This window comes from Natronosalvus amylolyticus, from assembly GCF_024298845.1.
In the GTDB taxonomy this organism is placed as follows: Archaea; Halobacteriota; Halobacteria; order Halobacteriales; family Natrialbaceae; genus Natronosalvus; species Natronosalvus amylolyticus.
This window is the reverse complement of sequence record NZ_CP101156.1, coordinates 3,308,681-3,328,780: the sequence shown is the minus strand read 5'-3', so window position 1 is coordinate 3,328,780 and position 20,100 is coordinate 3,308,681. Positions and strand designations below refer to the sequence as shown.

Below are 20,100 nucleotides of genomic sequence, written 5' to 3'. Positions count from 1 at the left end.
CGTGCAGACCACCCTGGTAATCGTCGCGCTCACGGATTGGTACTCGAGTGGACACAGACAGCTCACTCGAGTCTACACCATGCCAAACCGTGAACTAATTTTACAACAAATTTTTGTACCCACCGTTCCTGGTGAGAGACAATGACACTCCGCGCTGCGCTGGACGACTACAAACAACACCGGGGTTCGGAGACGCTCTTTCCCGGTGAGCGTCGGACGACGACGGGCCGGTTTTCAGGACTCGCTGGCCGTACGCTTCACGTCGGCCGTGACGGTTCGCTTCGTGATTTCTCGTATCCACTCACTGGACGGTACGGTATCGATCGCTCCCGATTTGGGGTTCGCATCGACGGCGAGGTCACCTGGCTCGATACCGTCACGGCCAGCACACAGCGCTACGTGGGTGCAACCGCACTCGTCGAGACGACCTTCGAAACCGAGGCGTTCACACTCGAGCGACTGGACGTGACCCTCGAAGACACCCACGTCACCCACGTCACGGTGACCGAAGGCGAGCCGGATGCACTCGCCGCCTTCGTCTCCTTCGCTCCGGGCGGGCGCGACGAGCGAATCGGCCAACTCGTCTACGACGAACCGGGTGTCGTCGAGGTCTACCACCGTGACGAACACGACTTCCTGGCGAGTGCGCCGACGTTCGAATCGGTCGCCGGGCAGTTGCCAGAACGGCTGGCCGACGTCCTCGACGGGGCACCAGCGACGTATCCGAACGGCGGCGAAACCGGCCAGTACGAAGACGGACGCCTCGGCGGCTACGTGCTCGGGTTCGTCCCGTTCGATGACGGCAGCGCGACCGTCGTTTCACAGGTGACCGAGCGACCCGAGTCGGCGAAAGTTGTCGCCGAACTGTCCGATCAGGCCGCTCGACTCGACAACGAGGCGACGCTTCGGGAAATCGCACCCCGCATCGAGACGGGCATCGACTGCCAGACGGTCGTCGACGACCTGCGCGTCCTCTCGGTGCTCTCGAGCGCCCGCGGCAGTCGCATGGCCGGTCCCGACTTCGACCCGCACTTCGAGTACTCCGGTGGCTATGGCTACACCTGGTTCCGCGACGACGCCGAAATCGCCCGCTTCCTGCTCGAGACGGACGCCGAGTTCGACCTCGGCCTCGAGCCCCAGCACGAACACAGCGCCGCGTTCTACGCCGACGTCCAGCTCGAGGACGGCACCTGGCCACATCGGGTCTGGCCGGACGACGGCACCCTCGCCCCCGGCTGGGCGAACGACCGGCTGGGCGGTGAGGGCATCGACTATCAGGCAGACCAGTCCGCGAGCGTCCTCTCGTATCTGGCCGCCTACGCGGAAACGAGCGAAAAGCGCCGCCACGAAGTCGAACCCGTCGTCGAACGCGCAATCGAAGGGCTCGACGAGACGCTGGCCGACGATGGGTTGCCCATCGCCTGCCAGAACGCCTGGGAGAACATGGCCGGTCGATTCGTTCACACCGCCGCAACCTTCTTACACGCCTACGCCTCGGTTGCGCGTGCCCCGTTCGACACCGACCTGCGCGAGCACAGTGCCGAACAGGCCCGTCGCGTCTACGAGGGATTGGACACGCTCTGGGATACCGACCGCGGTATCTACGCGCTGCGCGAACACGATGGGAACCTCGACACGCGCCTGGACTCGAGTTCGTTCGCGCTGGTGGACGCCCACGTCGCCTACGCCGAAATCGGACCCATCGAAGACGAGCGGCGAGAACGGCTCCGACAGCACGTCGATACAACGCTCGAGGGGCTTTACCGGGAAACTGACGCAGTTGCCGGCCTCATTCGCTTCGAAGGCGACGACTGGCGAACCCGAACGCAGGTCGACGAGAAGATATGGACCGTGTCGACGGCCTGGGGAGCGAACGCGACGGCCGCCTTCGCAACCTTCCTCGAGGACGAGAGCTACTACGAGCGCTCGCGGGAGTTGCTCGGCGAGTTGCTCCCCGACGGGAGCCTCTGTCTCGAGAACGGCTACCTGCCCGAACAGGTATTCGACGATGGGACGCCCGACAGCGCAACCCCACTCGGGTGGCCCCACGCGTTGCGGCTCGCGACGGTTGCGCATCTCGAGTCCGTCGGTGAGTTGCAAACATCGATTTCTGCAGACGACGCCGAGGTTCTGCTCGAGTAACAGCGATTCCGGGATTCCTGAGTCCGCTCCCAACCGTCGACTCGTAGGTGATTTCGAGCGGCAACGCCTGCGTTACCCCACGGGTTGGGAAGCTACTGAGCAGTTAGTCAACGCTTGACGGAGGACGGAGACTCGAGTGGCCACGGCTCGCCTCACGTCTGTCGATATGTGAAGAATTACTGAGCGAGAAGAGACGAAAACGAATCCCCTTAGGGCTCGGGTGCTGGCGCTTCTGCCTCGTCGGCCTCGAGCAACGAAACGCCCGTGTCCGCATCGAACAGTCGAATCTTCGATTCGTCGAACGTGATCTCGATTGGGTCACCGATACCCGGCTTCACGTCCGCGTTCACGCGAGCGATAAATCCTTCCTGAATCTCGAGATAGAGGTAGTTATCGCTGCCGACCGGCTCGAGGACGTCGACGCGCGTCTGGATACCGTCTTCGGACGGCTCAGCCGGATAGATGTCCTCCGGGCGAATCCCGAGTGTGACTTCCTGGCCGTCTTCGACCACGATGTTGTCGGCGTATTCTCGAGAGAGCGAGTATCGGAAGGCTTCACCGTCGGTCAAGACGAGCGAGTTACCCGAGGCACGGGCGACGACGTCCATGAAGTTCATCGACGGCGAGCCCACGAAGCCTCCGACGAACTCGTTCGACGGGTTCTCGTAGACGTGGGTTGGCGCGCCGATCTGCTGGAGTTCGCCGTCCTCGAGGATGACGATTTTGTCCCCCATCGTCATCGCCTCCTCCTGGTCGTGGGTGACGTAGACGGCGGTGATACCGAGTTCGTCCTGAAGGCGCTGAATCTCGGCGCGCATCGTCGTTCGCAACTTGGCGTCGAGGTTCGAAAGCGGTTCGTCGAACAGAAAGAGTTTGGGTTCTCGGACGATCGCTCGACCGAGCGCAACGCGTTGTTTCTGGCCGCCAGACAGCTCGTCTGGTTTCTGGTCGAGCAGTTCCCCGATGCCCATCATCTCGGCTGCCCACTGAACTTTCTCCTTGCGCTCTTCTTTCGTGAGATCCGTGCTCATCCGGAGGCCGAATTCCATGTTCTGGAACACGGTTTTGTGTGGGTATAGCGCGTAGTTCTGGAACACCATCGCGATGTCTCGCTGGCGCGCACTCTTTTTCGTCACGTCCTCCCCGTCGAGGTAGATCGAACCGGAGGTCGGTTTCTCGAGACCAGCGATCATTCGAAGCGTCGTCGTCTTCCCACAGCCGGAGGGGCCGACGACAGTGACGAACTCACCGTCTTTCACGTCGAGGTTGACGTCGTCGACGGCGACGATGGTTCCTCGGTCGAACTCCTTTCGGAGATTTTCAACTTGCAGACTCGCCATTTACTAGGTGTGGGTCAATCGCACATATAATTCTTTTCCTCATTTTCGAACGTGTGATGCACTATTTCGTAGTACTTTTATGCAGAGGGGATCCACACTGGATACTCCACTCACCGCCGACCTGACACCGAACCGCTACGCGTTCGGGATACGATGCCGGCACAAATCCTCCAAGGCTCCCGCTCGATAACGGCGTCCCCGAGGATCGAACCGACGACGAGTACGTCCCCATCCGGACCGGCTCGAGCGAAGTGTGACTCGAGACTGGGGTCAACGAGAACGGACAGTTACGCCTCGAAGTACTGGAAGGGAGGGTCGGCTTCGAATCATCCCGCTCGAGTCGGGCGTGGACACTGAACCCTTCGGACGACGACGATACTCGGTTGAAGGGCGACAGCGGCCCACATATGTCAATGGTTCCCACCCACATCCAAAGGACTAAATAGGTGAAGTTATAATTCATCACGTATTCACCATGGCAATGGATAGAAGAACGTTGGTGAAGTACCTCGCAGGTGCATCAGCAGCCGGTGCCCTTGCAGGATGTATTAGTACCGAAGACCCCGACGACGACGGTAACGGGGGCAATGGTGGGAACGGTGGTGACGACGACTCCCAGGAATACGAAGAGGACGAAGACTGGCCAACCGTTGAGCCCGAAGGCGTCTCCGGAAACGCCGAAATCTGGCACTCGCTGTCGGAAGGCGAGCAGGCCGACTTCGAAGGCAACATCGACCAGTTCAACGGCGACTACGACGTCACCGTCTCGGCTGACGAAATCGCCGAACTCGAAGAACAGATCACTGCCTCGATTCCAGCAGGTGAAGGCCCCGAGATGCACATGTGGGCTCACGACTGGGCCGGCCGCGACTACGAGGCCGGCTTCCTCAGCGACCAGAGCGACCGTCTCCGCATAGACCTCGAGGAGTACTTCGTCCCCGGTGCGGTCGACGCCGCACAGTACGACGGTGCGACCATCGGTCTCCCACACGCAGCCGAGACCGTCGGCCTGATCTACAACAAAGACTACGTCGACGAGCCACCGGAAACATTCGAGGAGATGCAAGAAATCATGGACGAGCACCACGACCCTGCAGAGGGAACGTACGGGCTCTCCTACCCGCTCGACCCGTACTTCTACAGTGCGTGGGTGCACGGCTTCGGTGGTTATTACTACGACGACGACAGTGGCGAACTGGGCCTGACGAACGAAGAGAGTATTCGCGGCTTCGAGTTCATCAAAGAGGAACTGTTCGAGCCGTACATGGCCGCCGACTACGAGTACGACGCACAGGCATCCGTGTTCCTCGAAGGGAACGCCCCGTTCGCGTTCAACGGCCCGTGGTTCGTCGGGGACGTGACCGACTTCGAAGTCGGCACGGCACCGTGGCCGGAAGTCAATGGCCACACGCCGAGCCCCTACTCCGGGTTCCAGCTCATGTACTTCACGTCCGAAATGGACGAAGACGAAGAGCGCGCCGACGCCGCAGTCGCATTCGCCGAGTGGTACACCTCGAACACGGCAATCGTTTCCCAGATGGCCGACCAGCACGGTTTCATTCCGGTCCACAATGCGTTCGTCGAGGACGACGACGAAGCCGACGAACTGCCGGATGCAGTGCAAGGATTCGCCGGCGCCGTCGAGCAGGGTATCCCGATGCCGGCCAGCCCGGAGATGAACCAGGTCTGGGAACCAACCGAAGACGAATTCATCGCGTACCTCACCGACAGCAAGTCGATCGAAGACGCGATGGAAGACGCCGAAGCACGCATCCGAGACGCCTGGGACTAACACCGAACCAATGAGTCTTTCTTCAGCCGAATCGCGCAAGCGCTACGAGGAGCTACTGCCAGGGCGCGTTAACGAGTGGATGGAACGAAACGGGGCCGGCTTGCTCGTATTGCCGGGTCTGCTTTTGTTCTCCATTTTCATGTTCTTCCCGCTGGCATACACGTTCTACCTGTCACTGACCAACGCAGAGCCAACGAACGTGTTCGCTGGTGACGGCCTTCGTGGCGACGAAGAGTTCGTCTTCACCGAAGTGCTCGGACTCCAGTTGCCGATTGCCAACTACGTCGACGTCCTTTCGGACCCGGCCTTCTGGAACTCGATCGGCGTCACCTGGCTATTCGTCGTCGCGAGCGTCGGGCTAAAAGTCGCGTTCGGCATCGCGCTTGCGATGGTACTGACGAGCGATCGGATCCGAGGGAAGCGTTACCTCCGGTCCATCGTGATAATTCCGTGGGCACTCCCGCCGATTTTCACCATCACAATCTGGAGCGGTGTCTTCAGCTCTGCACGATTCGGCCTGGCGAATCAGTTCCTCATCTGGCTCGGCTTCGCCCCGCAGGCGTTCTTTACCGACCGATGGCTCGCGTTCACCACCTATCTCATCACGGAGATGTGGCTCGCGTACCCGTTCATGGTCATCATTACCGTGAGCGCACTCCAGGCCGTTCCCGAGGAACTCATCGACGCCGCGAAAGTCGATGGTGCCGGCTACTTCAGTCGGTTCCGTGCAGTAACCGCACCGGCGATCAAACGACCGGTGATGTTCGCCGGTATTCTGACCGCTGCCGCGTCGTTCCAGCAGTTCCTGATCCCCTACGTGTTCAACCGCGGGGGCCCAGGACGTGATAACGAACTCATCATCCTGTACGGCTACCGTGAAGCGTTCAACTTCAACCAGTACGGGGCCGGGGCCGCAATTATGCTGACGGCAGTCCTCTTTATCGCGATGTTCATGCTGGTCGCCGTCTGGAAGGGAGACCTCGCAGAAGGGGTGAGCAACTGATGTTGGGAGATATTGTCGGAAAGAAACTCAAAAAGGACCTCTCGACGGCAGTCAACAAGCCTCGAGAGTGGCGTGCGGAACTCGAGTACACCATCGAAGGGATACAGCGTGGAATTATCGATCCCAAAGACGTCGCCAAGACGGTGCTCTCGACGCTCGCCGTCTTCGCGTTCGTCTTCGTACTGTTGTTACCCGTCTACTGGATCCTCATGATCGCCCTGCAGGGCGAAGGAGCGACCCTGTACTCGACGGACAGCGCCGGTCTGGTCCCGACGGAGTTCAACCTCGAGGCCTTCATCTGGGTAATCGGCGATATCGCTATTCCCGCGAAGGTCGTCGGAATCAGTATCCCGTTCCTGGGCGAGTTCTTCCTCTCCTGGCCGCGGATCGTGTTCTTCGACTCGAGTCCGTACGTGGATTCGACGTCGAACTTCCCACGATACTTCGTCAACAGCATGGTTGTCGGCTTCTTCACCGTCGTGATCGCCCTGTCGGTCGTGATTCCGGCGTCCTATGCGCTCTCGCGACGGCAGTTCGCCGGCCGCATGAAGCTGCTGTACGGCTACATCCTGTTTACGCAGGTTGGCGGCGGGCTTGGCATCGCTGGCTTGATCGCTCTGTACACGATCTTCGTGAGCTTCGGTGTCGCGAACAATCGGCTGGTGCTTGCCGTCTACTACGCAGCGCTGGCCGTGCCGTTTAACACCTGGCTGTTGAAGACGTATATGGACTCGATACCGGTCTCCTACGAGGAGGCCGCGATTATGGACGGTGCATCCCCCTTCCGTGTCGCCTGGGAAGTCGTCTTGCCACTCGCAAAGCCCGGTCTGGCGACCATCCTGATCTTCATCTTCCTCACCGGCTGGATGGAGTTCATCGTGGCACAGCTGGTGTTGCGCCCCGAGAATTACACGCTCCCGGTTGGCCTGTTCATGCTGGTCGACACCTACTCGGTGCCGTGGGGGCAGTTCTCGGCGTTCGCACTGGTGTACGCCTCACCCATTGTCTTCGTCTATCTGTTTGCCCAGCGCTACATCGAGGCCGGTCTCTCCTTCGGCGGCGTCGAAGGGTAACCCCCTCGATAGCCAGTGTTCTTCTTTCGAAACGCTCCCGTTGAGCCTGCCGTCCCGCAATTTCTGACCTTCTGCAGCCAACAGATATAACACCGTCTGTAGTGTGCAATGTAGGTATGGCCATCTCTCGAGCAGCCGTCCACCACCGCCCGAAGAGTAACTACGCCTACGCGTACGACGAGTCGACCGTCCACATCAGACTCCGCACCGAACGCGGCGACCTCGAGGACGTGACGTTACTCTACGGCGACAAGTACGACTGGCCAGACAGCGCCAAACGCGTTTCGATGGAGCGCCTGGGTCACGACGAGACGTTCGATTACTGGCAGGCAACGGCCACCCCTCCCTACCGACGGCTGTGTTATGCGTTCGAACTCGAGGCGCCGGACGAATCGCTGTGGTTCACCGAGTGGGGGTTCGAACCGGTGACGGGTTCAGTGCCCGAACGGGAAGAAAACGGCACGTTACACTTTTTCGAGTATCCGTTTCTCAATTCAGCCGATATCAACGACCCACCCGAATGGGCGAACGACGCCGTCTTCTATCAGATTTTTCCCGAGCGGTTCGCCAACGGCAATCCCGACCTCGACCCCGAAGGCGTCGAAGAGTGGGGCGAGCAGCCAAAACGAGACAACTTCTTCGGCGGCGACCTCCAGGGGATCATCGACAATCTCGAGTACATCGACGACCTCGGTGTGACGGCGCTGTATCTCACGCCCGTCTTCGAGTCGACGTCGAATCACAAGTACAATACGACGGATTATCGCACCATCGACCCGCACTTCGGTGACCAAGAAACCCTCAAAACGCTAGTCGATGCAGCCCACGAGCGTGACATCCGTGTGATGCTCGATGCCGTTTTCAACCACTGTGGCAGGCAGTTCGAGCCGTTTCAGGACGTGCTCGAACACGGCGAAGACTCCGAGTACGCTGACTGGTTCCATATCCGGGAGTTTCCCATCGAATTCGAGCCGAAACCCAGCTACGACGCGTTCGCGTTCGAACCGTACATGCCGAAGCTCAATACCGAAAATCCGGAGGTCAAATCCTATCTGCTCGAGGTCGCCACCCACTGGATCGAGGTCGCAGACATCGACGGCTGGCGACTCGACGTGGCAAACGAGGTCGACCACCAGTTCTGGCGAGAGATGCGCCAGGCGGTCACGGCGATCAAGCCGGAGGCGTACATCCTCGGTGAGATCTGGCACGACTCGAGTGCCTGGCTCCGGGGCGACCAGTTCGATTCGGTGATGAACTATCCGTTCAGTTACACCGCCTACGACTTCCTCGCAACCGACGAGATCGACGCCAGTACCTTTGCCGAAAAGAACACCCGATTCCAGGTTCGGTATCCCGAACAGGTCAACGAAGTGCTGTTCAACCTGTTGAGCAGCCACGATACTCCGCGAATGCTCCATCGCTGTGACGGCGACGAACAACGGCTTCGGCTGGCGTTTTTCTTGCAGCTCACCTCGCCAGGGACGCCCTGTATCTACTACGGCGACGAAATCGGCATGACTGGTGGCCAGGACCCCGACTGCCGACGCACGATGATCTGGGACGAGACGAAACAAAACCGTGACCTCCGAGCGTTCGTCTCGCAACTCGTTCAGTTGCGCCACGACCACCGTGCGCTCAGACGTGGCCGGGTTCGGTTCGTCCAGGAGGCGTGTACTGAAGCCTTGCTCGTCTACCAGCGCTTCCTCGACGATGACGCTGATACCTACACCGTCGCGCTCAACAGGGGAAGCGACCCCGTCCACCTGTCGGTGCTCGAGGAGGGTGCAGAACTGCTGTGTGCCGCAGGAACTGAGAGCGAGTTCGAAGAAGGCGAGTGGACCGTACCGGCCACCAGCGCTGCGGTGTGGCGACACGGCGGTTGAGCAGGCAGCAACACGCGGAGGCGTTTTGCTGAGATTTCGACCTCTAGAAGACGATTTTTGCCCATATCTACGGAAAAGAGAAACCGGGGCAAGCGACTCGAGTGATGGTTACCCAGGATAAGCGACTCGAGTGATGGTTAGACGCCAGCGAGCACGAGTGCGTCGACCAGAATCGCGATCAGTACCGCCCCGAGGAACGCGTTCGACGCGTGGAACGCACGGAACGCGGCCCGTTCAGTTTGTTCGAAGTGCAAGTCGACGGCGAACCAGAGGAAGATGCCGCCAAACAGGACGACCGTGGCAGCGTACAGCGCGCCGAGGTCGGTGAGCCAGACCAGCCCGGTCGCCCCCACGAGCGTCGCCGCGATGTAGTACAGGATGTGCTTTCGCGTGACGGTTTCGCCGCGAACGACGGGTAACATGGGGAAGCCACCTCGAGCGTAGTCGTCCTGGTAGGCAAGCGCCAGGTTGTAAAAATGCGCAGGTGTCCAGAGGAAGATCAAGGCGGCGAGAGCCAGTCCGGGCAGTCCGATCTCGTTGGTCACGGCCGCCCAGCCGATGAGCGCCGGCAGCGCTCCAGCAGCGCCGCCGAGTACCGTGTTCTGTACCGTGTTGGGTTTGAGGACGAGCGTGTAGATAACGCTGTAAAAAACGATGGCGACGAACCCGAGGGCGGCCGCGAGCAGGTTGATCGTCAGAAACACCGACATCGAGGCAGCCGTCAGGAACAGGCCGAACAGCAACGCGTTTCGGACAGGAATCAGGTCGGTCGCCAGCGGTCTATCGGCCGTTCGTGACATCTGCTGGTCGACGTCCCGTTCGAGAACGTGATTGAACGTGCCCGAAGCACCGATTGCGAGTACCCCGCCACCGAGTGTCGCGAGGATAGTCGATTGGCTCAGATCCGGCCCCGCAGCCAGCGCCATACCCGCAGCAGCGACCAGGCACAACAACCACATCAGTCGTGGCTTCATCATCTTGAAATAGGCGAACGCGGTGAGTTTCACGCGTTCGAGGCCACCCTCCGGAACGACTCGCGGGGTTCCTGACGCGGTCGGGTCGATCGGTTCGGGCGAACTATCGATAGCGTCGTCATCGCTCCCGGTAGCGATCTCGAGGTCCCACGCCAGCGCGAGAATGACGAGCGTAAAGATACTGACGCCGAGTGCGAGGTGGAGACCGGGGACGATAGCCTGTGGGCCGCCGAGTGCGGTCATGGCACCGACGCCAACTTGCACCGCGTACAGGGCAACCGAGGCGACAAGAGCCAGTGTCACGCGACGCGTAACGTCACCGAAGATAGCCATTACCGTGATCCCAACGAGAAGCAGTCCGACGAGGACGGCAGCGAGGCGGTGTCCCCAGGCGATGGCCAGTTCGGTCTGACTCAGCGCAGTCGGGGCTGCACAGCCCGGCCAGGTACCACAGGCCCCGGCGGCGTCCGTAATCGAGGTCGTCGCGCCGATGATAATCAGCAAATACACGCCGAGTGCGGTCGCCGTCAACGTGGCTGCGAACCGTGGGCGTGTCCGGACGGGGGGCAAAAACGGCGACTGCGACATCTAGATAGGGGTTCGGCTGCGTGTACTTAGGGCTCCCGCTTTCGGCCGCCACTACGCCCCAGAGAATTCACCAGACGCCTCGGGCCCAGGGGCCACGAGGGATCGATGGCGCCAGGTCTTTCACCGCTCCGGAGAACAGTTCGCGTATGTTGCCTGAAAACTGGTATCGAACGAAAGGATCCGACCGATGGGGGACAGGCCCATGAGTTGGCTCGTTATCATCGGCGCCCTGTTGGTCGCAAGTGGTGTCATCGGCGTTCGAATGGCCCCAAAGATGGTCGAAGCACAAAAAGAGCGAGGGAAGATGCCACTCGAGAACGACGCGGTAACTGACGCCGATCGTGAGCGAGTGATGCGTGGGTCAAGTGTCCTGATTACCCTCATCGGCTTCGGACTGATCCTGTTTGCTATCCTGTAGCGACTTACTTTCGTCGTCGAAAGAAAAGCAAAACACTGCTCCAACCGGACGTTGCGGAATCCGTGCGAACCTGTTGACGATGCGCGCGAGTCAGGTGCAAGACGGTAACGTAACTGAGGACAGAAAGCACCAGTGCGATGATGACGTTGCCGATGAGCACGAGTTGGACGATAGTGATGATCGTCTCGAGTGAGCTGTGTGTCGAGGGAACTCTCGGTTCCGTCCCAAAGAGAAACGCGCCAACCTGATAGCTCGCTATATACACCACCGGTTTGATAATCGGGTTCAACACGACGACGGACGCGAAGATTGCTGGTTTGCTAACCCAGGACCACCAGTAAATAAACACGAAAAACAATCCGATTCCGAGCCCACCGCTGGGCATCGCCGTAATGAAAATGCCAATCGCAAAACTCAGCGCAATCTCGTGTGGAGTATGTTCTTCTCGAAATGCCGCGAGTAATGCCCGTCGAACGCGATCACGGTAGAGAGCGAGACGGTCGCGGATCATCTAAGTGTCGACCGAATCTGTGCCTCGAGACAGCAAAAGGGTGTCGACACATGTTGACATCCTCCTCGCGTGAACGCGGAGGAATCCTGAGTCAAGCGAATCGAAGATTCGCGTACGTCGCAAACCTCCGGTTTGCTCAGCGTTGGAGATTTCAGGTTTGCAGTTCCGCCGAACCCCAGTACGGTGAGAATCCGTGTGGGGTTCACGGACTGTGGCGGGTGGGACTGCTGGGAGTGCCAAGCCCCCGGTACTCCTATCCTCCATCGTGTACGGACTCCCGAAGTTGTTTTTGCCTTGGGGAGTCCATCAGACTTCGACAGACTTGGAGTTACTTTCTGTGGTGCTTTCGAGCAGTCAGGCACTGTATCGGTTCATTATAGGAACCGACCGTTCACCCAACTGGTTCCGATTACTGTCTCATTGCTTGGGGCGGACAGGCCGCCATCGTAGGACTAGTGGGAATCGCTCCGTTCCCAGCCTGATTCCTACCTATAGGTAGGATTGCCTGTCACTTTAACTTACGGATAGTCAATCTCAGCGTGGCTATTGCAGCGTAGATTGACTCCGAGTTGTCGGATTCATCCTGCGGCTGAAGCCGCAGGTATTCTCCTTGACCTTTATAACTACTGCCGATCAGGGGAACGTACCACCCTCTTCGAAGGCATTGACGACCCGCTGGATCGCCACGACGTAGGCTGCCGTCCGGAAGTTGTCGATGTCGTGGGCTTCGTACGTGCTTGTAAGGTCGTCGAAGGCGTTACAGATGATCGTCTCGAGTTCCTCGTTGACGCGTTCTTCGCTCCAGTAGAAGCGCTGACGGTTCTGCACCCATTCGAAGTACGAGACGGTGACGCCGCCAGCGTTGGCCAGAATGTCCGGGATGACGTGAACGCCGCGTTCGGTCAGCACATCGTCAGCCTCCGGAGTCAACGGACCGTTTGCAGCCTCTGCGATAACATCGGCCTGGACATCCTCAGCCAGAGCCCCGTCGATGGCGTTCTCGAGCGCAGCGGGAACGAGCAAGTCGACATCGAGAGTCAGCAGCTCCTCGTTTGTGAACGCTTCGTCGGCATCCTCGTAATCAGAGACAGTGCCGGTTTCGTTTTTGAAGGTCTTGACGGCCGCCGTGTCGAAGCCGTCCTCGGCGTAGATGGCTCCACTCGAGTCCGAGACGGCGACGACCGTCGCCCCGATATCTTCGAGCAGGTTGGCAGCGATCCAGCCAGCGTTACCGTACCCTTGCACGGCCACCGTCGCACTCTCGATCGGTTTATCCAGGTATTTGAACGCTTCCCGTGCGGCGAGCATCGTCGACCGGCCGGTCGCCTCGACGCGCCCTTCACTTCCGCCGGACTCGATGGCTTTCCCCGTGATAACCCCCGGTTCGGTCGTGTTTTCGAGCAGTTCGTACGTGTCTTTGATCCAGTTCATCTCGCGCTGGCCGGTGTTGACGTCCGGGGCGGGGATGTCTCGGTCTTCGCCGATAAACGGCCGTAACTCCGTTGCAAACGCTCGTGTGAGTCGCTCGATTTCGCTTTCAGAGTACGCCGCAGGATCGATAACGATGCCGCCTTTTCCGCCCCCGTAGGGGATGTTTACGACCGCACATTTGTAGACCATCCACCCCGAGAGCGCCTTCACTTCGTCGCGGGTGACCCCCGGATGGTATCGAATTCCCCCCTTGTACGGGCCTCGGTCACCGTTGAACTGGGAGCGAAACGCTTTGAATCGCTCGAGTGTCCCATCGTCAAGTTCGACTGATAAGTTGGTTTCGAGGACGCGCTCGGGGTGTTTGAGACGGTCGAGCACGTCCGGTTCGATATCGAGATGGAAAGCAGCGCTGTCGATTTGTGACTGGAGACTCTCGAACGGATTCGCCTTCCCGGACATAGTGCGCTATTCTCTTGAGTGTACTAAAAGGGCGTCGGATACCCGAAATACTGTACGAATCTGACTCGTTTAGCAAAGTCATCGGTTAGCACTGACAACCCCCTGCTGATGGAAATCACGAACCGTCGTTGGCAGCCGCCGCTCGCTCGAGAATGCGTTCGGCCTGGGCGATCAGTGGGGCATCGATCATCTGGCCGTCAACTTCGAAGACCCCTCGTCCCTCCGCGTCGGCGGCCTCCTTCGCCGCCATCACATTTTTCGCCCACTCGCGTTCGCTCTCGTTGGGCGTGAACGCCTCGTTTATCGGCTCGACCTGTGCGGGGTGTATCGCCATCTTGCCGTCGTAACCCAACTGTATCGCAAATTCGGTCGCTTCGATGAGGCCTGCCTCGTCACCGAAGTCAGTGTAGACCGTGTCGATGGCGTCACACCCGGCAGCCGCGGCCGCGATGACGACCCGTTCGCGAGCGTACAGCACCTCGAGGCCGTCATCGGTCCGTGTCGCCCCGATATCCGCGGATAGGTCCTCGGCACCGAACACCAGCGCCTCGACGGCCGAGTGAGCGGCAATCTCGGGTGCAGCGAGGACGCCAGCGGCCGTTTCTATCAGCGCAAAAATCGGCACCTGTGGGACTTTCGGTGTGAGGTCGGCAACCACCTCGGCCACCTCACTCCCGGCCTCGACTTTTGGAACCATCACGGCGTCGAGACGGAGGCCGGTGGCCACATCATCGTTCGAGTCATCCACCTCGAAAAGTGCTTCGAGATCAGCAGACGCGATCGTCGACGGTGCGTTCACTCGTACACAGACCGTGCAGTCGGGATCGAACTCGGGATCGGTGAGGACGTCGCGGACGGATTGTCGAGCCGTCTCCTTTTGGCCGGGAGAAACCGCATCCTCGAGGTCGAACACGATTACGTCAGCGCCCGCAGTAGGGGCCTTTCGGAGCATCTCCGGACGGTCACCGGGCGTAAACAGGACGGAACGACGTGCCATGGCTACTCGCTCGAGTGGAGTCAATAAGAAATGTCGGTATCCATGGTCACGGGCGCGGGGTACAAAAAAACGAGAACCCGATTATTAAGGCCAGAGCCCGCGAGCGTCGTGTGACTCGGCAATCCGCTGTAAGGCAACGATGTACGCCGCATCTCGCCAGGTGACGTCGCGCGCTTCGTATTCTTTTCGGACTCCCTCCCAGGCCTGCAACATCTCGTGTTCGAGTTCTTCGTGGACGCGCTCGAGCGACCAGGCGCGACGGTTGGTGTTCTGAAGCCACTCGAAGTACGAGACGGTGACACCGCCGGCGTTGGCGAGGAAGTCGGGGATGACCGGTATCTCGCGGCGCTCGAAGATTGTGTCGGCCTGTGAAGTCGTTGGGCCGTTTGCCCCTTCCACGATCATGTCAGCCTGGACGTTCCCGGCATTTTCGCCAGTCAACACGTTCCCGATCGCACTCGGGATCAACACGTCGACGTCGAGTTCGAGGAGTTCGGCGTTCGAGAAGTGCTCGGGTGCGTCGTACCCCGAAACCATCCCCGGAACGTCGTCGTGGTCCTGTACGTCGTTCGTGTCGAGACCGTCAGCATCGTAGATTGCGCCGTCGACGTCGCTGACGGCGACAACGCTGGCACCGTGTTTATCCAGATAGCGTGCGGCGTTGGCACCAACACTTCCGAATCCCTGTACGGCGACGGTTGTTTCCTCGATGTCCCAGCCGTAGTAGTCGATCGCCTTCTCGGCAATAATGCCGACGCTGCGACCGGGCGCTTCCTCGCGCCCGTAACTCCCGCCAACGGCAGGCGGTTTCCCCGTCACGATGCCCGGTTGGGTTTCGCCTTCTTGCATCGAATAGGCGTCCATAAACCACGCCATCATCGCTGGATTCGTTCCCATGTCGGGGGCCGGGATGTCTTTCATCGGCCCGATAACCGGTCGCAGCTCCTGTGCGAGCCGTCGCGTAAGTCGTTCCTCTTCGTCTCGGCTGAGCTCTTTCGGGTTGATGACGACACCACCCTTTGCGCCACCGAAGGGGATGTCCATCACGGCACACTTCCAGGTCATCCACATTGAGAGCGCGACACACTCCTCTCTGGTGACTGCAGGGTGGTATCGAAGCCCACCCTTGTAGGGACCGCGAACGTCGTCGTGGTGCGCGCGGTACCCAGTGAGGATTTCGACCGTTCCATCGTCTCGTTTGAGCGGAATCGAAACCTCGTAGACGGAATCCGGATGTCGCAGACGCTCGATTGTGCCCTCGTCGACGTCGAGGTGGGCAGCGGCACGCTCGAGTTGCCTCCGGGCGGTTTCGACGGCTGACTCTGCTTCTGACTCCGGTTCAGTGGTAGATTCTGCGGTTGCCATAGTGGTAGGTCACTCCCGAAATCGCGTCACGCGTGGGCACGATTCGGGAAAATCTGTCCGACAGCACGGCCCTCGATTCTCGGGGGGAACGTCGGAGCAGTCAATGATGATTTTTCGGGCGAATTCTTAACCCTTACTATTACCTATTGAATAGGGCAATTCTTACAGGCCACGCAGCAACCGCGGAAGATATTCGTGTGCCGTTGGATTTTCCATCATAAATCACCGTCGTTATACGCCCGGCTTGCGCACCAACCACCCAATGTCCGGACTGTACTACGAGGAGTTCGAGATCGGCGAACCGATCGAACACGAACGGAGACGCACGATATCCGAAAGCGACAACCAGCGGTTTTGCGATATGACGATGAACCAGCAGCCGTTGCACCTCGACGAGACCTTCGCCGCGGACACCCAGTTCGGCGAGCGGCTGGTCAACGGCATCTACACGATGGCACTCGCCGTCGGCATCTCGATTCCCGAGACGACCGACGGAACGATCGTCGCCAATCTGAGTTACGACGACGTCGAACACCCACAGCCGGTGTTCCACGGCGATACGATTCGCGTCCGCTCGACGGTCACCGACAAGCGCGAAACCAGCGACGGGGAACGCGGCATCGTCACCATGGACGTCGAGGTGTTCAATCAGGACGACGACCTTGTCTGTTCGTTCACCCGAACCGTTCTCTCGCTCAAACGGGAGTTCACCGAAACCGACGACAGCTGACGGGACGGTGGCTAACGAGATTCGACAGAGAGACAAACGGCGGAGCACGGTCACTCGAGGGCAAACCCGGCTACGGATACTCGAAGCCAAACCCGACGACAGTCACTCGAGGCCACCGATAAGCATTCTTAAGCGTCGGGAGAAAAAGGGTCCAGTATGCACCCACGCGACCTGTCCGACCACGTCGCCTACCAGGCGGGTCGAGGCATCGAGGAAGTCGCTCGAGAACTCGGGCGCGACCCCTCGGAGTTCGTCAAACTCGCTTCGAACGAAAACGCCCTCGGGCCCGCACCGGCGGCCGTCGAAGCCATCCAGTCTGCCGCAGCCGGGGTTAGCTCATACCCAAAAGCGACCCACGCCGACCTCACCGCAGCCCTCGCCGACCGCTGGGGCGTCACGGACGATCAGGTCTGGCTAGCAAACGGCGGTGACGGCGCAATCGATTACCTCTCGCGGGCGATGCTCGAGCCCGGGGACGAGATACTCGTACCCGTACCCGGATTCGCCTATTACGGAATGAGCGCCCGGTTTCACCACGGCGACGTCGCCGAGTACGAACTCGCTCGCGACGACGATTTCAGACAGGACGCCGCAACCGTTCTCGAGGCCTACGACGACGAGCGAATCGTCTACCTGACGAGCCCGCACAACCCCTCAGGGTCGACCATCACGCTCGAGGCAATCGAAACGATTGCAACCGAAACCGACGACGAGACCCTCGTCGTGGTCGACGAAGCCTACGGCGAGTTCGCCGACGTCGACAGCGCCGTCGCACTGCTCGAGGGTGAAAACGGCTTCGACCAACGTGAAGACGTCGCCGTTCTTCGAACGTTCTCGAAAGCGTACGGTCTCGCCGGGTTGCGCCTTGGATACGCCATCGTTCCCGAAGCCTGGGCCGACGCGTACGCTCGCGTGAACACCCCGTTTGCTGCGAGCGAACTCGCCTGCCGGGCCGGGCTGGCCGCCCTCGAGGATACCGCTCACGTCGACCGGACCATCGACATCGTCGAAACCGCTCGCCACGCAATGGAAGCCGACATCGCGGCTCACGTCTGGCCGAGTCAGGGGAACTTCGTGTTGGTCAATGTGGGCCGCGACGAGGCGGAAGGTCAGTCCAATAGCGACGGCGAAGCCACAGCCGTGGCCGAAGCCATGCAAACACGCGGCGTCATCGTCAGAGACTGTACGAGTTTCGGACTGCCCGACTGTATCAGAATAACCTGCGGCACCGCAGAAGAAACCCATCGGGCTGTCGAAACGCTCAACACAATTCTCGAGGAGCGAGCGAGCGACACCTCTGTACCCGACGATTCGGGGGTGTCCAAGCCGTGAGGGTCGCCGTCACCGGGACGCCAGGAACGGGGAAAACAACGGCGACGAGGCTGCTCGAGGACCGAATTCAGGATGGGGCGGAGGAACGAGTTCCCCACGAGTCCGGAGCCCTTGACGGGTTCGAAGTCGTTCATCTGAACGAGGTACTCGAGAGCGAGGGTCTGTACACCGACGTCGACGCCGACCGGGACAGCAAAGTCGCCGACCTCGAGGCACTGGAAGCCCACCTCGAGGGGCGAGACGACGTGATCATCGAATCACATCTGGCGCACCATCTGCCGGTCGATCGAGTAGCCGTCTTGCGGTGTGCGCCGGAATCCCTCGAGTCACGACTGCTCGAACGGGGTGAAACCGAAGCGAAGGCACGCGAAAACGTCGAAAGCGAGGCGCTAGACGTCATCCTCGCCGAAGCCGTCGACAGACACGGGCTCGAGTCCGTCTACGAAATCGATACGACGGATCTCGAACCAGCCGCAGTTGCGACGGCGCTCGAGTCGGTACTTTCCGGCGAGCGCGAACCGAGCGCCGGCACCGTCGACTTCGTGGGGTACCTGGCATGACGCTTGATTCGCTCCGACCCTATATCTCCGGCTTCCTCGACCCGTTCGTGCGTGCGTTCGATCGCCTCGGGATGGGTCCCGACGGCGTCAGCGTCATCGCTGGGATCATGGCCATCGCTGCCGGTGTCGCGTTCTATCTCGGCGGGGTGGCCTCGCCGGTCTGGTACGTCGGCGCTGGCTTTCTCGTGTTTTTGAACGGCTGGCTCGACATCGTCGACGGCGCACTGGCACGCGAACAGGGTGTTTCCTCGCCCGCAGGCGATTTGCTCGATCACGTCCTCGACCGATACGCCGACATCGTCATGATCGGCGGACTGGCAGCCGGGATTGGCGATTACTGGCTCGGTTTTCTGGCCGTCACCGGAGTCGTGATGACCTCCTATCTCGGCACCCAGGCTCAGGCCGTCGGCCTCGACCGGGTCTACGGCGGCCTCGTCGGCCGGGCCGACCGCCTGGCAATCATCGGCATCGTCGGCTTTCTGGCCTACCCACTCGAGTCGTTCGAACTCGGCGGCTACGGACCCATCGGGCTCCTGTTACTCTTCCTAGCCGTCGTCGGTCACCTGACCGCACTTCAGCGGTTTACGTACGCCAGAAAGGCGCTGGCAGCCGAATAGCGACGCGCTGTCGTCGCGAACAATGCATGTCGCGATGGAACGGTTACTCGAGGCGCCCCCATACCGGATAGCACACGACTACCCTTCGGAACCCCTCGTGGCATCCCGTTGGCTGCGCCGTATCCTTTATACCGCGTGACGCGTTAGGGTCGGACATGGTTCAGTGCGAGATGTGTGGCGCCGAGACGTCGTCCCCGAAGACCATCAAAGTCGAGGGCGCGAAGCTGGACGTATGTTCGAACTGTACCAGCTTTGGAACCGAGGTGAAACAACCCGGCTCGAGTTCGAGCACGTCGACGAAATACTCGACGAGTTCGGGCTCCGGATCGAGTGGTGGAAGTGCCTCGAGCGGATCGGGTAGCACCAGCAGCCGATCCAGTGGCTCGAGCAGTTCCCGCCGCCGCGATATGTTCGACGACATGGACGAGATCGTCACCGACTACGATGACCGAATCCGTCGCGCACGCGAGGGCAAAAGCCTTAGCCAGTCCGACCTCGCAAACGAACTCAACGAGAAGGCCAGCCTGATCCGCAAGCTCGAGCGCGGTGACACCCTGCCGAGTGACCGCGTCCAGCGCAAACTCGAGAACTTCCTCGACATTTCGCTGACTGGCGGCGGCGGGACGGCCGACGATACCGACTGGGACGGCGGCAAATCGAGCGGCAGTTACACCCTCGGCGACGTCGTCAAGCGAAAAGACTGACCGCTCATCGTGGCCCGGTGCCACGACGTGTTTTGATCAGGTTGTACGTGTCTCGGTACATTCGAGAATCTATACTAGCTAGTGAAAGACATCGCACACCCTATCGCAAGACGGCGTCGCGATAGGCGTGTCAATCGTTTCACTGGCTACAGTATCGACTCCGACGGCTTCGAGTGGCTTT

The 20,100-nt window shown here is 60.2% G+C and carries 17 protein-coding genes; 11 read left to right on the top strand and 6 right to left on the bottom strand.

What is annotated here, in order from left to right:
• The first annotated feature begins 141 nt into the window (after positions 1-141).
• Positions 142-2,142 (top strand): DUF7997 domain-containing protein, encoded by a 2,001-nt coding sequence (locus tag NLK60_RS15520; protein WP_254808679.1) that lies wholly within the window; start codon positions 142-144, stop codon positions 2,140-2,142.
• A gap of 209 nt (positions 2,143-2,351) precedes the next feature.
• Here NLK60_RS15520 and NLK60_RS15515 read toward each other — a convergent pair whose 3' ends face one another.
• Positions 2,352-3,482 carry an ABC transporter ATP-binding protein gene (locus NLK60_RS15515; RefSeq protein ID WP_254808678.1) on the bottom strand — a complete coding sequence of 377 codons (1,131 nt, stop codon included), beginning with the start codon at positions 3,480-3,482 and terminating at the stop codon, positions 2,352-2,354.
• Between the two features lie 481 nt (positions 3,483-3,963).
• On the opposite strand from NLK60_RS15515, the gene NLK60_RS15510 reads away from it, so the two are divergent.
• The 4 genes from NLK60_RS15510 to NLK60_RS15495 all read left to right on the top strand — a co-directional run bounded on the left by NLK60_RS15510 (position 3,964) and on the right by NLK60_RS15495 (position 9,233).
• A complete protein-coding gene (locus NLK60_RS15510; RefSeq protein ID WP_254808677.1) occupies positions 3,964-5,274 on the top strand; it encodes an extracellular solute-binding protein in 1,311 nt (436 codons plus the stop codon).
• Positions 5,275-5,353: 79 nt separating this feature from the next.
• Complete coding sequence (locus tag NLK60_RS15505; RefSeq protein ID WP_425499081.1) at positions 5,354-6,277, top strand: carbohydrate ABC transporter permease; 924 nt, start codon at positions 5,354-5,356, stop codon at positions 6,275-6,277.
• Positions 6,277-7,350, top strand: a complete 1,074-nt coding sequence (locus NLK60_RS15500; RefSeq protein WP_254808675.1) for a sugar ABC transporter permease — start codon at positions 6,277-6,279, stop codon at positions 7,348-7,350. Before NLK60_RS15505 ends, NLK60_RS15500 begins: the two co-directional genes overlap by 1 nt.
• 116 nt (positions 7,351-7,466) lie before the next feature.
• Complete coding sequence (locus NLK60_RS15495; RefSeq protein ID WP_254808674.1) at positions 7,467-9,233, top strand: glycoside hydrolase family 13 protein; 1,767 nt, start codon at positions 7,467-7,469, stop codon at positions 9,231-9,233.
• A 137-nt stretch (positions 9,234-9,370) separates the two neighbouring features.
• Here the strand turns inward: NLK60_RS15495 and NLK60_RS15490 are convergent, their stop codons facing one another.
• Positions 9,371-10,795: a heme o synthase gene (locus NLK60_RS15490; protein WP_254808673.1), complete on the bottom strand. Its 1,425-nt coding sequence runs from the start codon at positions 10,793-10,795 to the stop codon at positions 9,371-9,373.
• Positions 10,796-10,997: 202 nt separating this feature from the next.
• Between NLK60_RS15490 and NLK60_RS15485 the strand changes: the two genes are divergently transcribed.
• Positions 10,998-11,213, top strand: coding sequence for a hypothetical protein (locus tag NLK60_RS15485; protein WP_254808672.1), 216 nt, complete (start codon positions 10,998-11,000; stop codon positions 11,211-11,213).
• 4 nt (positions 11,214-11,217) lie between these two features.
• On the opposite strand, the gene NLK60_RS15480 is transcribed toward NLK60_RS15485, so the two are convergent.
• From NLK60_RS15480 to gdhB, 4 genes are all read right to left on the bottom strand, one after another.
• Complete coding sequence (locus NLK60_RS15480) at positions 11,218-11,724, bottom strand: DUF2062 domain-containing protein (RefSeq protein WP_254808671.1); 507 nt, start codon at positions 11,722-11,724, stop codon at positions 11,218-11,220.
• A gap of 633 nt (positions 11,725-12,357) precedes the next feature.
• Entirely contained in the window at positions 12,358-13,614 is a 1,257-nt protein-coding gene (locus tag NLK60_RS15475; RefSeq protein ID WP_254808670.1) for a Glu/Leu/Phe/Val family dehydrogenase, read from the bottom strand.
• 115 nt (positions 13,615-13,729) lie between these two features.
• The gene (locus NLK60_RS15470; RefSeq protein WP_254808669.1) at positions 13,730-14,611 is read right to left on the bottom strand and encodes an HpcH/HpaI aldolase/citrate lyase family protein; all 882 of its coding nucleotides are present in this window, start codon (positions 14,609-14,611) and stop codon (positions 13,730-13,732) included.
• Positions 14,612-14,695: 84 nt separating this feature from the next.
• On the bottom strand, positions 14,696-15,976 hold the full coding sequence (gene gdhB, locus NLK60_RS15465; protein ID WP_254808668.1) for a glutamate dehydrogenase GdhB: 1,281 nt from the start codon (positions 15,974-15,976) through the stop codon (positions 14,696-14,698).
• A 262-nt stretch (positions 15,977-16,238) separates the two neighbouring features.
• On the opposite strand from gdhB, the gene NLK60_RS15460 reads away from it, so the two are divergent.
• From NLK60_RS15460 to NLK60_RS15440, 5 genes are all read left to right on the top strand, one after another.
• Positions 16,239-16,706 carry a MaoC family dehydratase gene (locus NLK60_RS15460; RefSeq protein ID WP_254808667.1) on the top strand — a complete coding sequence of 156 codons (468 nt, stop codon included), beginning with the start codon at positions 16,239-16,241 and terminating at the stop codon, positions 16,704-16,706.
• Positions 16,707-16,862: 156 nt separating this feature from the next.
• Positions 16,863-18,038, top strand: coding sequence for a histidinol-phosphate transaminase (gene hisC / locus NLK60_RS15455; protein WP_254808666.1), 1,176 nt, complete (start codon positions 16,863-16,865; stop codon positions 18,036-18,038).
• On the top strand, positions 18,035-18,598 hold the full coding sequence (locus NLK60_RS15450; RefSeq protein WP_254808665.1) for an adenylate kinase family protein: 564 nt from the start codon (positions 18,035-18,037) through the stop codon (positions 18,596-18,598). Before hisC ends, NLK60_RS15450 begins: the two co-directional genes overlap by 4 nt.
• Entirely contained in the window at positions 18,595-19,215 is a 621-nt protein-coding gene (locus NLK60_RS15445; protein ID WP_254808664.1) for a CDP-alcohol phosphatidyltransferase family protein, read from the top strand. The genes NLK60_RS15450 and NLK60_RS15445 overlap by 4 nt, the downstream gene beginning before the upstream one ends.
• A 155-nt stretch (positions 19,216-19,370) precedes the next feature.
• Positions 19,371-19,919 (top strand): multiprotein bridging factor aMBF1, encoded by a 549-nt coding sequence (locus tag NLK60_RS15440; protein ID WP_311136935.1) that lies wholly within the window; start codon positions 19,371-19,373, stop codon positions 19,917-19,919.
• Positions 19,920-20,100 lie beyond the last annotated feature (181 nt).